Annotated in this window: 2 protein-coding genes; both read left to right on the top strand. The window is 72.4% G+C overall.

Annotation, left to right across the window (positions count from 1 at the left end; translation table 11 throughout):
• Nucleotides 1–259 precede the first annotated feature (259 nt).
• On the top strand, nt 260–16309 hold the full coding sequence (locus tag IE278_RS42255; protein ID WP_246570318.1) for an SDR family NAD(P)-dependent oxidoreductase: 16050 nt from the start codon (nt 260–262) through the stop codon (nt 16307–16309).
• A 6-nt stretch (nt 16310–16315) separates the two neighbouring features.
• Nucleotides 16316–16596: beta-ketoacyl synthase N-terminal-like domain-containing protein (locus IE278_RS14835; RefSeq protein WP_189772406.1), on the top strand; the 281-nt coding region annotated here is incomplete at its 3' end.

The raw sequence follows: 16596 nt of genomic DNA on the forward strand, positions 1-16596 counted from the left end.
GGGGTGCGCGGGTTGGGAACAGGGGGAGGTGCGGGTGGCAGGGCGCGCCCCGATGGATTTGAATACCCGCTTCGCTCTTCGGCTTTTCCTCGCGCCATTCAGCAGCCCGTCCGGTGACGGCGCGGGGGTGGCACAGGGGTAGGGGCGGGTAAGGGTGGTGAGCCCCGGTGGCCGCTCGCTAGCGTCCGTTTCGATTGCCGTTCGAGTGCGGATCCATTGTGGACGCCAAAGCTGGTCGATTGGGCGCGGGGTGGCCGAGATGAGCACTGAGGAAAAACTCCTCGACTATCTCAAGCGGACGACTACGGATTTGCGCGACGCGCGACGCCGTATCACCGAGATCGAGGAGCGGGAGCGGGAACCCGTCGCGATCGTCGGGATGGCGTGCCGCTTCCCCGGGGGCGTCGCCTCGCCCGAGGAACTGTGGTCCCTGGTCGCGGAGGAACGGGACGGACTCTCCGGCCTGCCGCGGGACCGCGGCTGGGACGTGGCGAACCTCTTCGATCCCGAACCCGGCCGTCCGGGCAAGAGCTATGTCGACCGGGGCGGCTTTCTGCACGAGGCGGGGGACTTCGATCCGGGGTTCTTCGGCATCGGCCCGAACGAGGCGCTGACGATGGACCCGCAGCAGCGGCTGCTGCTGGAGATCTCGTGGGAGGCGTTCGAGCGGGCGGGCATCGACCCGTCCGCGTACCGGGGGAGCCGCACCGGCGTCTTCGCCGGCGTCAACTACCACGACTACGCGTTCAACAGCAGCACCGGAGCGATCGCGTCGGGACGCATCTCCTACACGCTGGGCCTGGAGGGACCGGCGGTGACGGTGGACACGGCGTGCTCGTCGTCGCTGGTGGCGCTGCACTGGGCCATGCGCTCCCTGCGGTCGGGGGAGTGCTCGCTGGCGCTCGCCGGCGGTGTGACGGTGATGGCGACGCCCGAGACGTTCATCGAGTTCAGCCGCCAGCGCGGACTCGCCCCGGACGGCCGCGTCAAGGCGTTCGCGTCCGCCGCGGACGGCACGGGCTGGGGCGAGGGCGCCGGGATGCTGCTGGTCGAGCGGCTCTCGGACGCACGCGCCAACGGCCACCCGGTGCTGGCCGTGGTCCGCGGCTCGGCGGTCAACCAGGACGGCGCCTCCAACGGGCTGACGGCGCCCAACGGCCCCTCGCAGCGCAGGGTGATCGAGCAGGCCCTGGCGGGCGCCGGGCTGAGCACACACGACGTGGACCTCGTGGAGGCGCACGGCACCGGAACCGTACTGGGCGACCCGATCGAGGCCCAGGCGCTGCTGGCGACCTACGGGCGGGACCGCGCGCAGGACACTCCGCTGTGGCTGGGGTCGGTCAAGTCGAACATCGGTCACGCGCAGGCCGCCGCAGGCGTCGCGGGGATCATCAAGACCGTCCAGGCGCTACGGCACGGGGTGATGCCCAGGACGCTGAACGTGGACGAGCCGACCTCCCACGTGGACTGGTCGCCGGGCGGTGTCCGGCTGCTCACCGAGGCGCGGGAGTGGCCATGGACGGGCCGTCCGCGCCGGGCGGGGGTCTCCTCGTTCGGCATCAGCGGCACGAACGCGCACGTCATTCTTGAGCAGGCGGAAGCGGAAGCAGAAGCGGGGGCGGAGGCGCGGGGGCAGGCGCCGGCTCCCGTTCCGGGTTCGGGTCCCGCGCCGGGTTCGGTTCCCGTTCCGGCTCCGGCTCCCCCGCCGGGTTCGGTTCCGGGTTCGGGTCCGAGTTCGGTTCCGGGCCAGGGTCAGGACGCCGGTGGGTCGTCGTCCGGCCCGGATGCCGTCGACCGGTCGGCGCACCGGCCCCCGGCCGTGGCCCTGACGCTCTCGGCGCGCGACGGCGCCGGTCTGCGGGGCCAGGCCGGCCGACTGCGCACCCATCTCCGTACACGGCCCGAACCGGACCTCCACGACGTGGCGTACTCGCTGGCGACCGGCCGCGCCACGCTGGAACACCGGGCCGTGGTCGTCGGCCGGGACCGCGCCGAACTGCTTTCGGGACTCAGCGAGTTGGCCGAGCCGGCCGGCGAACCGCTCGGCGGGCGGGGGAGCGTACTGCGGGGCGTCGCCGTGCCCGGGGAGCCGACCGCGTTCCTGTTCAGCGGCCAGGGTTCGCAACGGCCCGGCATGGGACAGGAACTGCACGCGGCCTTCCCCGTGTTCGCGGACGCCTTCGACGCCGTCTGCGCCGCGTTCGCCCCGCACCTCGACCGCCCCCTGGCGCAGGTCGTCCGGTCCGAACCCGACCTGCTGGATCAGACGTCCTACACACAGGCCGGCCTCTTCGCGGTCGAGGTGGCACTGTTCCGCCTCCTGGAAGCGGCAGGTGTCGTGCCCGACTACGTGGCGGGCCACTCGATCGGTGAGCTGGCCGCCGCCCACGTGGCCGGGGTGCTCTCCCTGGCGGACGCGGCCACGCTCGTCGCCGCCCGCGGACGGCTGATGCAGGCGCTCCCGGCGGGCGGCGCGATGGCCGCCGTCCAGGCCGCCGAGGACGAGGTCGTCGCACGACTGGGCGCCGACGTCGACATCGCGGCGGTGAACGGGCCGGACGCGGTCGTCGTCTCCGGCTCCGAAGAAGCGGTGCGGCGCATCACCGGGCATTTCGAGGGACTCGGCCGCAAAACCAGCCGACTGCGGGTGTCGCACGCTTTCCACTCGCCGCTGATGGAGCCGATGCTCGCCGAATTCGAGGGGATCGCGGCGGGACTTTCCTATTCCTCTCCTTCGATCCCCGTCATTTCGAACGTCACCGGCCGAACGGCCGAAGAACTGGGGTCGGCGGAATACTGGACGCGTCATATCCGTCGGACCGTCCGATTCCAGGACGGTATTCGGACGCTGCGGGCGGCGGGCGTCAGCCGCTTCGTGGAACTGGGCCCCGACGGCGTTCTGGCCGCCCTGACCGAAGCCTGCCTCGACGCCGCGGGGAACACGGCGCTCACCGTTCCGGTCCTGCGCCGGGACAGGCCCGAGGCCACCCAACTGCTCACCGCAATCGGCCATCTGCACGTGCACGGCCTCGCCGTCGACTGGCGGCCGCTGCTCGGCAGCGCCACCCGGGTCGACCTGCCGACCTATGCCTTCCAGCGCCGCCGCTACTGGCTGGAGAGCGCCGGCACTGCGGGGGACGTCACCTCGGTGGGCCTCCAGCCCGTCGAACACCCGCTGCTGGGAGCGGCGGTGACCCTGCCGGAGGGCGGCGGGGCCGTACTGACGGGACGCGTGTCGCCGGGCACCCAGCCCTGGCTCGCCGACCACGTGGTCGGCGGTGCCGTGCTGTTCCCCGGGACGGCATTCGTGGAGCTGGCGGTCCGGGCGGGCGACCGCGTCGGCTGCGGAACGGTCGAGGAACTGACCCTGCACGCGCCGCTGGTGCTGCCCGACCACGACGGCGTCACCGTCCAGGTCGTGGTGGAGAGCGCGGACGAGACCGGACGGCGACCGGTCGGGATCTACTCCCGGTCGGGCGGCACGGCCGGCGACGAGGTGTGGGTCCGTCACGCAGGCGGCACGCTCATCCCCGACACGCTCACCTCCGACACGCTCACCTCCGGTACGGCCGCACCGGCCTTCGACCTCTCCGCCTGGCCGCCGCCCGGCGCGACCGCGGTCCCGGTGGACGACGCGTACGAGCGGCTCGCCGGGACCGGCTACGGCTACGGGCGCCTGTTCCAGGGCCTGCGGGCGGTGTGGCGGCGCGGCGACGAACTCTTCGCCGAGGCCGCCTTGCCCGAGGACGCCTGGGACGACGCGGCCCGCTTCGGTCTGCATCCGGCGCTGCTGGACGCCGTCCTGCACACGAGCGCGGTCTCCGGGGACGCGGGCGACGACCTGGTCCTGCCCTTCGCGTGGAACGGGGTGCGGCTGTTCGCGGCGGGGGCGCCGGTGGTCCGCGCGCAGCTGAGCCCGGCCGGTTCGGACGGGGTGGCGCTGCGGATCGCCGACGGCGCCGGTCGGCCCGTCGCGTCGGTCGACTCCCTGGTGTCCCGCCCGGTGGCGCCCGAGCGGCTCGCGGCCACCGCGTCGGCTTCCGCGTCGGCCTCCGCGGACTCCCTGTACCGGCTGGAATGGTCTCCCGCGGGATTCCCCACGGCCCCCGGCGACTTGAGCTGGGCCGCGTGGGACGAGGTGGGTGACACGGTCCCCGACGTCGTCGTCCTGCCGGTCGGGGCGGGCGAGGTACGGGGCGACGGTGTACGGGCCGACGAGGTACAGGCCGACGGGGTACGGGCCAACGAGGTTCGGGTCAGCGACGTACGGGCCGACGACGTACGGGCCGGCGGCGTACGGGCCCTCACTCACGACGTGCTCGCCGCGCTGCAGGCCTGGACGGCCGGGGAGCGGTACGCGGCATCCCGGCTGCTGATCGTCACCTCGGGCGCGGTGTCGGTGGACGGCGAGGATGTCACCGATCTCGCGGCCGCCGCCGCCTGGGGCCTGGTCCGCTCGGCACAGTCCGAGGACCCCGACCGGATCGTACTGGTGGACACCGACACCCCCGGCGACCTGGCGGGCGTCGTCCCGCTGGCACTGGGCGAACCCCAGACCGCCGTCCGCGCCGGGACGGCCCACGTCCCGAGACTGGCGCGGGTTCCGGGCCGGTCCGACGACAGCCCGGACGAGCCGTTCGGCACGGGCACCGTCCTGGTCACCGGAGGGACCGGCGGTCTGGGAGCCCTGCTGGCCCGGCACCTGGTGACGGCCCACGGGGTACGTGACCTGCTGCTGACGAGCCGACGCGGCGAGGACGCGCCGGGCGCCGGACAGCTCAGGGACGAACTCGCCGAACTGGGCGCGCATGTCGAGGTGGCCGCCTGCGACGTCGGCGACCGGGCGGCCCTGGCCACGCTGCTGGCCGGGCGCACCCTGACCGCGGTCGTCCACGCGGCCGGAATCCTGGACGACGGCGTGGTCGCGTCCCTGACCCCGGAACGCCTGGACGCGGTGCTGGCGCCCAAGGCCATGGGCGCCCGATTCCTGCACGAACTGACCGGCGGCATGGACCTGTCGGCGTTCGTCGTGTTCTCCTCCGCCGCGGGCGTGCTCGGCTCACCCGGGCAGGGCAACTACGCGGCGGCGAACGCGTACTTGGACGGACTGGTCCAGCACCGGCACGCGCGGGGGCTGGTGGGCCGGTCCCTGGCATGGGGGCTGTGGGCCACGGGCACCGGCATGGCCGGCGGGCTGGACCACGGCGACGTCCGCCGCATGGCGCGCTCCGGCGTGCACGCCCTCACCGCCGAGCAGGGCCTGGCCCTGTTCGACGCCGCCACCTCCCGGCCGGAACCACTCCTGGTCCCCATCGCCCTCGACACGGCAGCACCGGCCGACGCCTCCGGTGAACTGCCGCACGTCCTGCGGGGTTTGGACACCGGCCGCCCGCGCCGCCGGGTGGCGTCAGGACCGGCCGCCGCCGGGGTGCTGCGCGAACGCCTCGCGCCGCTGCCCGAGGACGACCGACGCGCGGTGGTCCTGGAGATCGTCCGCGCCCAGGCGGCCTCGGTGCTCGGCTTCGACGACCAGGACGCGATCGACGCCGAGCGCGCCTTCCGCGAACTCGGCTTCGACTCCCTGTCCGCCGTGGAACTGCGCGGACGCCTGAACCAGGTGACGGGACTCCGGCTGCCCGCGACGCTGGTGTTCGACCACCCGACGCCGACCGTGCTGGCCCGGTACCTGGCGGACGAGATCTCCGGCCTGGGAGAGGCGGCGGGCGCCGCGCCGGTGACCGTACGCACCCCCGTGGACGACGACCCCATCGCGATCGTGGGAATGGCCTGCCGCTACCCGGGCGGTGTCACCACACCTGACCAGCTGTGGGACCTGGTGGCGGACGGGATCGACGGCATCACGCCCTTCCCCACCGACCGCGGCTGGAACCTCCGGCGCCTCTACGACCCCGAGGGCTCCCGCCCCGGCACCAGCTACGTAGACCAGGGCGGATTCCTGCACGACGCGGCCGACTTCGATCCCGGGTTCTTCGGGATCAGCCCGAACGAGGCCCGCTGGATGGACCCGCAGCAGCGGCTGCTGCTGGAGGTCTCCTGGGAGGCCGTCGAACGTGCCGGGGTGGATCCCACCACCCTGCGGGGCAGCCGGACCGGCGTGTTCGCCGGGATGATGTACCACGACTACGCGAACAACAGCAATACGGGCTCGGTCGCCTCCGGCCGCATCTCCTACACGCTCGGGCTTGAGGGACCGGCGGTCACCGTCGACACCGCGTGCTCGTCGTCGCTGGTCGCACTGCACCTCGCCGTACAGGCCCTCCGCTCGGGCGAGTGCTCCCTCGCGCTGGCGGGCGGTGTCGCGGTGATGGCGGCTCCGGACGTCTTCGTCGAGTTCAGCGAGCAGCGCGGTCTCGCGCGCGACGGACGGGCCAAGTCGTTCGCTGCCTCGGCCGACGGGACCGCCTGGGCCGAAGGCGCGGGAATGCTGCTGGTGGAGCGGCTGTCGGACGCGCGCGCCAACGGCCACCCGGTGCTGGCGGTGGTGCGGGGCACGGCGGTGAACCAGGACGGAGCGTCGAACGGACTGACGGCCCCGAACGGCCCGTCCCAGCGTCGCGTGATCCGGCAGGCGCTCGCCAACGCCGGCCTCGGCGCGGCGGACGTGGACGCGGTGGAGGCGCACGGCACGGGCACCACGCTGGGCGACCCCATCGAGGCACAGGCACTGCTGGCCACGTACGGGCAGGACCGCCCCGAGGGGCGCCCGCTGTGGCTCGGCTCGATCAAGTCGAACATCGGGCACACCCAGGCCGCCGCGGGAGTCGCCGCGATCATCAAGATGGTCAAGGCCATGGACCACGGCGTCCTGCCCCGGACGCTGCACATCGACGAGCCGACCCCGGAGGTGGACTGGGCGTCGGGCGAGGTGGAGTTGCTGACCGAGGCCCGGGAGTGGCCGTGGACGGAGGGCCGTCCGCGCCGCGCCGGGATCTCCTCGTTTGGGGTCAGCGGTACCAACTCCCATGTGATCGTCGAGGCGGCACCGGAACCCGCTACCACGGAGGCCGGGGAAACGACGCCGAATCCGCCCCCGGCCCTCTCGTGGGTGCTCTCCGGCCGGGACGAACAGGGTCTGCTCGGACAGGCGGAACGGCTGCGCGCGCATGTGCTGTCCCGGCCGGACCTCGACCCGGCGGAGGTGGGCCATGCGCTGGCGACCACGCGGGCGCTCCTGGAACACCGCGCGGTCGTCGTGGGCCGCGACCGCGAGGAACTCCTGTCGGGCCTGGACTCGCTGATCGAGGACACCGCCGGGCCGGGCACGGCACGAGGGGTGACTGCCTCCGGCCGTACGGCGTTCCTGTTCTCGGGACAGGGCGCGCAACGGGCGGGAATGGGCCGGGAGTTGTACGAGTCGTTCCCGGTGTTCGCGGCTGCGTTCGACGCGGTGTGCGGCGAGTTGGACCGGTATCTGGATCGCCCGGTGCGTGAGGTGGTGTGGTCCGAGCCGGAGCTGCTGGGACAGACGGTGTTCACGCAGGCGGGATTGTTCGCGATCGAGGTGGCGCTGTTCCGGCTGGTGGAGTCGTGGGGTATACGGCCTGACTTCCTGGCGGGGCATTCCATCGGTGAGTTGGCGGCTGCGCATGTGGCCGGGGTGTTCTCGCTCGGTGACGCGGCCAAGTTGGTCGCCGCACGGGGCCGGTTGATGCAGGCGTTGCCTTCGGGTGGGGCGATGGTCGCGGTCCAGGCGAGCGAGGACGAGGTCGCTGCGCGGTTGGGTGACGCGGAGGTGGCGATCGCGGCGGTCAACGGCCCTGCTTCGGTGGTGGTGTCCGGTGCCGAGGCTCAAGTGGGTTCGCTTGAGGCCCACTTCACCGCGCTGGGTCGTAAGACGAACCGGCTGCGGGTCTCGCACGCCTTCCATTCCCCGCTCATGGACCCGATGCTCGACGCCTTCCGTGAGGTGGCCGAGACCGTCACCTACAGCGCGCCCGCCATCCCTGTCGTCTCGAACGTGACGGGTGGGCCCGCGGAGGACTTGGACTCGGCCGACTACTGGGTCCGGCATGTCCGTGAGGCGGTCCGGTTCGCCGACGGTGTGCGGACCCTGCGGACCGCGGGTGTGAACCGGTTCCTGGAACTCGGTCCGGACGGCGTGCTGACCGCGATGACCCAAGCCGCCCTGGAGGAAGAGACCGGCGACATCACCGCGACGGCGGTCCTGCGGTCCGGCCGACCCGAGGCCGTCACCCTGGTCGCCGCGGTCGGGCAGCTTCATGTGCGAGGGGTGCCCGTGTCCTGGCGGGCGATCCAGGGCGAGAACCCGCCCGCCGCGGTGGAGTTGCCGACCTACGCGTTCCAGCGACAGCGGTACTGGGTGGAGGGGGCGGCCGAGTCGGGCGACCTGGCCGGCGCGGGACTGCTGCCCGCCGACCACCCCCTGCTCAGTGCGGTCCTCACCCTGCCGGACTCGGGCGGTGCGGTGCTCACCGGCAGGCTGTCGGTCGGAACCCGGCCCTGGCTGGCCGACCACCGGGTGCTGGGCGGGGTCCTGTTCCCGGGCAGCGGGCTCGTCGAACTCGCTATCCGCGCCGGCGACCACCTGGGCAGCGGGGTGCTGGAGGAACTCACTCTCCAGGCTCCCCTGGTCCTGCCCGAGCACGGCGGTGTCACCGTGCAGGTGGTGGTGGACGAGGAGGACGGGGCAGGCCGCCGGCCGGTCGGCATCCATTCGCGGCCGAGCGAGGGCTCGCCCGACGCGCCCTGGACCCGGCACGCCACCGGTGTACTGACCGCCGAAGTGCCCGCCCCCGTCGCCGACTTCGGTCTGACGGCGTGGCCGCCGGAGGGCGCCTCGGAGCTCCCGCTGGACGGCCCGTACGAACGTCTGGCCGCCGCGGGCTACGACTACGGACCCCTGTTCCAGGGTTTGCGGGCGGTGTGGCGGCGCGGCGACGAACTCTTCGCCGAGGTCGCCCTCCCCGAGGACGGCTGGGGGGAAGCCGAACGATTCGGTGTACACCCCGCACTCCTGGACGCGGTCCTGCACACAGCCTTGGTCGCCGGGGACGGCGCGGACCAGGACGGGACGGAGCAGGGAGAGAGGGACCCGGACGAGACGGTGCTTCCGTTCGCGTGGAACGGTGTGCGGCTGTTCGCCTCCGGCGCACGGTTCGTCCGGGCGCGGCTGGCACCGGCCGGAGCCGACGGGGTCTCCCTGCGGCTCGCCGGCGAGGACGGGCGGCCTGTGCTGTCCGTCGACTCCCTGCTGTCGCGCCCGGTTTCGCCGGAGCAGCTGACGGTCTCCGCATCGACGTCGCACGACTCCCTGTACCGCCTGGAGTGGCAGTCGGCCACGCCGGTGAAGGAGGGGGAAGAGGCCGGGGCTGGGACCGGGGTCGCCTGGGGGCTGTGGGACTCGATCTCCGACGTACCCGACGCACCTGACGGAACCGGCGCGGCTGATCTGCCCGATGCGGTGGGCGTACCCGACGTCGTCGTTCTGCCCGTCACGGGCGGCGAACTCGTCGACGGGGTGAGCCGGGTGCTCACCGCCCTGCAGACGTGGTCGGCGCACGAGCGGTACGCGTCCTCGCGGCTCCTGTTCGTCACCTCGGGCGCTGTGGCACTCGAAGGCGAAGATGTACCAGAGCTGACCGGCGCCGCGATATGGGGGCTGGTCCGGTCCGCCCAGTCGGAGGACCCCGACCGCTTCCTGCTCGCCGACGTGGACGAGCCCGGCGACCTCGCGGATGTGGTCGCGCAGGTCGTCGCCGCCGACGAGCCCCAGGTGGTGATCCGGGCCGGAGCCGGTCACGTACCGCGGATGACACGGGCGGTCGTCCCAGCCGAGTCGGGGGACACGGAACCGGCGTTCGGCACGGGCACCGTCCTGATCACCGGTGGCACCGGCGGCCTGGGCGCTCTGGTGGCCCGGCACCTGGTGACCGCCCACGGGGTACGGAACCTGCTGCTGACCAGTCGCAGCGGCGGGCAGGCGCCGGGGGCCGGGGAATTGTGTGCGGAGCTGGCCGGGCTGGGTGCCGAGGTCGAGGTGGCGGCCTGCGACGTGGCCGACCGTACCGCGGTGGCCGCGCTCCTGGACGAGCGCGACCTCTCCGCCGTCGTCCACGCGGCCGGGCTCCTGGACGACGGAGTGATCGCGTCCCTGACTCCCGAGCGGATACGTACGGTGCTCGCCCCCAAGGCGCTGGGCGCCCGGCACCTGCACGAACTGACCCGCGCCATGGATCTGTCGGCGTTCGTGGTGTTCTCCTCCGCGGCCGGCGTGATGGGCGCGCCGGGGCAGGCGAACTACGCGGCGGCGAACGCGTACCTGGACGGTCTGATCGCTCACCGGCGAGCGCACGGGCTGCCGGGACGGTCGCTGGCGTGGGGCCTGTGGTCCACCGGGACGGGCATGTCCGGCCGGCTGGACGGCGGTGACGCCCAGCGGATGGGCAGGTCCGGGGTCCGCGCCCTGACCGTCGACCAGGGACTCGGACTCTTCGACGCCGCCCTGCGGACCAGCGATGCCCTGCTCATCCCGATAGGCCTGGAAGCCGGGGCCCTGGCCGCCGCGGGCGACGCGCTCCCGCATGTGCTGCGCGCCCTCGCGGGACGCACGCGCCGCACCGCCGAGGCGGGAGGGGGTTCCGCGTCGACCCTGCGGGTCCGTCTCGCCGCGCTGCCCGTGGCCGAGCGCGTACCGACGATGCTGGACACCGTCCGTGTCCAGGCGGCATCGGTACTGGGATACGACGACCCGGGCCGGGTCGAGCCGGAACGGGCCTTCCGCGACCTCGGCTTCGACTCACTGTCCGCCGTGGAGCAGCGCAACCGGCTGAACCAGGTGACGGGGCTCCGGCTGCCGGCGACGCTGGTGTTCGACCACCCGACGCCGTTGGCACTGGCTCAGCACCTGGTGGACGAGATCATGGGCTTCGCGCCCACCATCGGGAAGACCACCGCCGTCAGGGTCCCGGCCGACGACGAGCCGATCGCGATCGTGGGCATGGCCTGCCGCTATCCCGGCGGCGTCGCCTCGCCGGAAGACCTCTGGGACCTGGTCGCGAGCGGAGCCGACGGGGTGGCGGGCTTCCCGACCGATCGCGGCTGGAACACCGACAGGCTCTACGACCCCGAAGGGGCACGGCCCCACACCAGTTACGTGAACGAGGGCGGATTCCTCTACGACGCGGCCGGGTTCGATCCCGGGTTCTTCGGGATCAGTCCGAACGAGGCGTGGTTGATGGATCCGCAGCAGCGGTTGCTGTTGGAGGTGTCGTGGGAGGCGTTGGAGCGGGCGGGGATCGACCCCGCCGCCCTGCGGGGCAGTTCGACGGGTGTCTTCGCCGGGATGATGTACCACGACTACGCCCATAACAGCAGTACGGGTTCGGTGGCATCCGGCCGCATCTCCTACACGCTCGGTCTTGAGGGCCTGGCGGTGACCGTGGACACGGCGTGCTCGTCGTCGCTCGTCGCACTGCACTGGGCGATCCAGGCGTTGCGGTCGGGGGAGTGCGCGCTGGCGCTGGCCGGTGGCGTGACGGTGATGGCGACGCCGGAGACGTTCATCGAGTTCAGTCGTCAGCGCGGGTTGGCTCCGGACGGGCGGGCGAAGTCGTTCGCGGCCGGGGCGGACGGAACCTCGTGGGGTGAGGGTGCGGGGATGCTGCTGGTGGAGCGGTTGTCGGACGCGCGCGCCAACGGTCACCCGGTACTGGCTATCGTCCGTGGCTCCGCGGTGAATCAGGACGGCGCGTCGAACGGTCTGACGGCGCCGAACGGTCCGTCCCAGCGCCGGGTCATTCGGCAGGCGTTGGCCACCGCGGGCCTCGGTACGGCGGACGTGGACGCGGTGGAGGCACACGGCACGGGGACGACGCTGGGTGATCCGATCGAGGCGCAGGCGCTGCTGGCGACGTACGGGCAGGACCGTCCGGAGGGCGGGCCGCCGTTGTGGCTGGGGTCGATCAAGTCGAACATCGGGCACACGCAGGCAGCCGCGGGCGTGGCGGGGATCATCAAGATGGTCAAGGCCATGGATCACGGGGTCCTGCCCCGGACGCTGCATGTGGATGCTCCGACGCCGGAGGTGGACTGGGCGTCGGGTGCGGTGGAGTTGCTGACCGAGGCGCGGGAGTGGCCGGAGGCGGATGGTCGTCCGCGGCGGGCGGGAGTCTCGTCGTTCGGGATCAGCGGCACCAACGCCCACGTCATCATCGAAGCGGCACCCGTCGTAGCGAAGGCCGAGCCTGACGAGTCGGCGACGGGCGAACTCCCGCTCGTTCCCTGGGTGCTGTCCGGGCGGTCCGTCGACGGTTTGCGAGGCCAGGCGGAGAAACTGCGGGCGTATCTCACGGCCCGCCCGGAGTTGGACCCTGCCGATGTGGCGTTCTCCCTGGCCACGTCACGCCCGGCCATGGAACACCGTGCCGTGGTGGTCGGCCGGGACCGTGACGAACTGCTGGCCAGCCTGGCCGAGTTGGCGGAGGGCGACCCCGGCCGTGGAGTGGTGTGGGGAACGGGGACCTCCGGCCGTACGGCGTTCCTGTTCTCGGGGCAGGGTGCGCAACGGGTGGGCATGGGACGGGTGTTGTACGAGGCCTTCCCGGTGTTCGCGGCAGCGCTCGACGAGACATGCTCGGAGCTGGACCAGCATCTCGAACGGCCGATACGCGAGGTGATGTGGTCCGGGCCGGAGCCGCTGGGGCAGACGGTGTTCACCCAGACCGGTCTGTTCGCGATCGAGGTGGCGTTGTTCCGGCTGCTCGAATCGTGGGGCGTACACCCTGACTTCCTGGCGGGTCATTCGATCGGCGAGCTTGCCGCCGCCCATGTCGCCGGGGTGTTCTCGCTGGAGGACGGGGCGCGGTTGGTCGCCGCTCGCGGCCGGTTGATGCAGGCGCTGCCCTCAGGCGGGGCCATGGCCGCGATCCAGGCCACCGAGGACGAGGTCGCCCCGCTGCTGGACGACACGGAGGTGGCGATCGCGGCGGTCAACGGCCCAACTTCGGTCGTGGTGTCCGGTACGGATGCCCAAGTCGATGCCATCGAGGCCCACTTCGCCGCGCTCGGCCGTAAGACGAGTCGCCTGCGCGTCTCGCACGCCTTCCACTCCCCGCTCATGGACCCGATGCTCGACGCCTTCCGTGAAGTCGCCGAGACCGTCAACTACAGCGCGCCCGCCATCCCGATCGTCTCCACCCTGACGGGTCGTGTCGTCGCGGCAGCGGAGGTCACCGGCGCCGACTACTGGGTGCGGCATGTACGACACGCTGTCCGGTTCGCCGATGGCGTCCAGGCGCTGCGGGACGAGGGGGTCACCCGGTTCGTGGAGCTGGGACCCGACGGCGTCCTGACCGCGATGACGCGGGCCGTGGTGGATGACGCCGGGGCCGGCGTGTTGGCGGTGCCGACGCTGCGCGGGGAGCAGGAAGAGTCCGCGGCGTTGTTGGCGGCGGTCGGGTCGATGTACGCCGGTGGCGTCGCGGTCGACTGGGGCAGGTTGTTCGACGGGCGTGGTGTCCGGCGTGTGGACCTTCCCACCTACGCGTTCCAACGCCAGAAGTACTGGCTGGTCGATTCGCAGATCGGCGGGGACGCCCGCTCGATGGGACTCGGGGCGGCCGAGCATCCGCTCTTGAGCGCGGTCGTCTCGTCGCCCGATTCGGGCGGTGTCGTCCTGACGGGCCGTCTGTCGGTCCACGGACACCCCTGGCTGGCCCACCACACGGTGGGCGGAGTCACCCTGTTCCCCGGCACGGGGTTCGTGGAGCTGGCCATCCGCGCCGGAGACCAACTGGGCTGTGGCCGCCTCGAGGAACTGACCCTGGAGGCTCCGCTCGTCCTGCCCGCCGACGGCCATGCCTCCGTCCAGGTCGTCGTCGGTGCCAGTGGTACGACCGATCGGCCCGAGCAGACTGATCGGCCCGAGCAGACCGATCAGCCCGAGCAGCGCCCGGTGTCGGTGTACTCCCGTCCGGACGGCGACGCCCCCTGGACGCGCCACGCACTGGGCACCCTCTCCGCCGACGGCACGGACGCGGCTTTCGACCTGCGGCAGTGGCCGCCGGTGGACGCCGTACCGGTTGAACTGGACGGCCTGTACGACGGGTTGGCGGAGGCAGGTCTGGAGTACGGGCCGGTGTTCCGGGGGCTGCGGGCGGTGTGGCGGCGTGGTGAGGAGGTGTTCGCCGAGGTCGCGCTCCCCGATACGGAGGTGGTGGACGGTTTCGGGCTGCACCCTGCACTGCTGGACGCGGCTCTGCACGCGTTGGCGGCCGACGGGGCGGCCGGTGAGGGAGTGGCCCTGCCCTTCTCCTGGTCGGGTGTGGAGCTGTTCGCCTCCGGCGCCACGGCGCTGCGGGTGCACGTGGCCCCGGCCGGAACCGGCGCGCGGTCGTTTCGGGTGACCGACATGTCCGGGCGACCGGTGGCGTCCATCGAGTCACTGGCGCTGCGCGAGATCGCGCCGGACCATCTGTCGTCCGCCGCCGGAACTCACCGGTTCCATGAATCGCTGTTCAAGGTGGAGTGGACGCCGACCACGCCGACCACACCGCTTCCGGCCGAGGAACCGGCCTGGGTGCGGTGGGACACGTTGAAGCCCGATGACACGGTCCCCGACCTCGTGGTGTTCCCGGTGGTCGGCGGGCCGGACGCCACCGCCGTCCGGGAGGCCACCCACGAGGTGCTCGCGGTCGTACGGGCCTGGCTCGACGAGGACCGCTATGCGGCGGCCGAACTGCTGATCGTGACCTCGGGTGCGGTGTCCGTGGGTGACGAGGACGTCACGGACCTCGCGGGTGCGGCGGTGTGGGGTCTGGTGCGGTCGGCGCAGTCGGAGAATCCCGGGCGGTTCGTGCTGGCCGACCTCGATGCGGACACCGGCCTTGCCGAGGTGGTGGCGGCAGCCGCCATGGGCGAGCCGCAGTTGGCGGTCCGCGACGGCGTCGTACACGCCCCTCGGTTGGGCCGCGTGGCGCTGGAAGGGCGGGACGGGCCGGCCTCGGTGTTCTCCAGTGCCGGCGCTGTCCTGGTGACGGGTGCGTTCGGTGCACTCGGCAGCCTCGTGGCGCGGCACCTGGTGACGGGGCACGGGGTGCGTCGTCTCGTCCTGGTGGGGCGCCGGGGCGCGGAGTCGCCCGGGGCGGCTGAGTTGTGTGCGGAGCTGACCGGGCTGGGTGCCGAGGTCGAGGCGGTGGCCTGTGACGTGTCGGACCGGGAAGCGGTCGCGGCGTTGGTGTCGGGCCGTGAGCTGTCGGGTGTGGTGCATGTCGCCGGGGTGTTGGACGACGGGGTGATCTCGTCCCTGACGCCGGGGCGGGTGGACACGATTCTTCGTCCGAAGGTGGACGCGGCCTGGCATCTGCATGAGCTGACCCGTGACATGGGTTTGTCGGCGTTCGTGTTGTTCTCGTCGGCGGCGGGCGTGCTGGGTGCTCCGGGGCAGGGCAACTACGCCGCTGCCAATGCCTACTTGGACGCGCTGGCCGTACACCGGCGGGCGAACGGCCTGCCCGCCCAGTCGCTCGCCTGGGGTCCATGGGCCACGGAGTCCGGCGGTATGGCTGCCCGGCTGGACCATGCCGATGCCAAACGGATCGCCCGGTCCGGGGCGGAAGGGCTCTCCGCTGGCCAGGGCCTCGCCCTGTTCGACACCGTGAGCACGTTGGACGACGCGGCCCTGCTGCCCGTACGGCTCGACCTCAAAGCCCTTGCCGCAGCGGGCGGCGACCTGCCCCATCTGTTCAGGGGCCTCGTGGGCAGGACCTCCCGGCGGACCATCGATGCCGGAGCGGACTCCGCGGCGGCGCTTGTGCGACGGCTGGACGGCGTGCCGCCGGACGAACGCGACGACGTGTTGCTGGAAGTGGTCCGCAGCCACGCGGCCGCCGTCCTCGGACATGGCGACCACCGCGCGATCGAGCCGGAACGGGCCTTCAACGAACTCGGCTTCGATTCCCTCAGCGCGGTCGAACTGCGCAACAGCCTTAACTCGGCGACCGGACTGCGGCTGTCGCCGACACTGGTGTTCGACTACCCCAACGCCCGTGTCCTCGCCGCACACATCGCCGCGGAGCTGGCCCCCGACTCGGCCGGGACCGACGCCGGTGAGGAGTCGGTCCGGCGGATCCTGCGGACCATCCCCCTGCACCGGCTGCGCGAGGCGGGACTGCTGGACAGCCTGCTCGAACTCGCCGGCGCCCAGGAACGGGACCCGGCTCCGGCCGACAGCCCCTCCGACGAACTCTCCATCGACGTGATGGACGCGGAAAGCCTGATCACCCTGGCGCTCGAAGGCGCCGGTCTCGATGACACGACGCGGGAAGAGTGAACGACGATGCCCAATTCCGACGAGAAACTCCTCCAGGCACTCAGGACATCACTCAAGGAGACCGAACGGCTGCGCGCGCAGCATCGCCGGCTCACCTCGGACCTGCGCGAACCGATAGCCGTCGTCGCGATGGCCTGCCGCTACCCGGGAGGGGTCCAGTCACCGGAAGACCTCTGGAACCTGGTCGCCGACGGGGCGGAGGGGCTGTCCGGGTTCCCCGTCGATCGGGGCTGGGATCTGGCCGGGCTGTTCGACCCCGAGCCCGGTCGTCCGGGCAAGAGTTACGT

This window comes from Streptomyces tauricus (genome assembly GCF_014650955.1).
GTDB classification, from domain to species: Bacteria; Actinomycetota; Actinomycetes; order Streptomycetales; family Streptomycetaceae; genus Streptomyces; species Streptomyces tauricus.

Excerpts from the sequence above, each read along its gene's own strand:
- IE278_RS42255 (WP_246570318.1), top strand. The coding sequence starts at position 260 with ATGAGCACTGAGGAAAAACTCCTCGACTATCTCAAGCGGACGACTACG.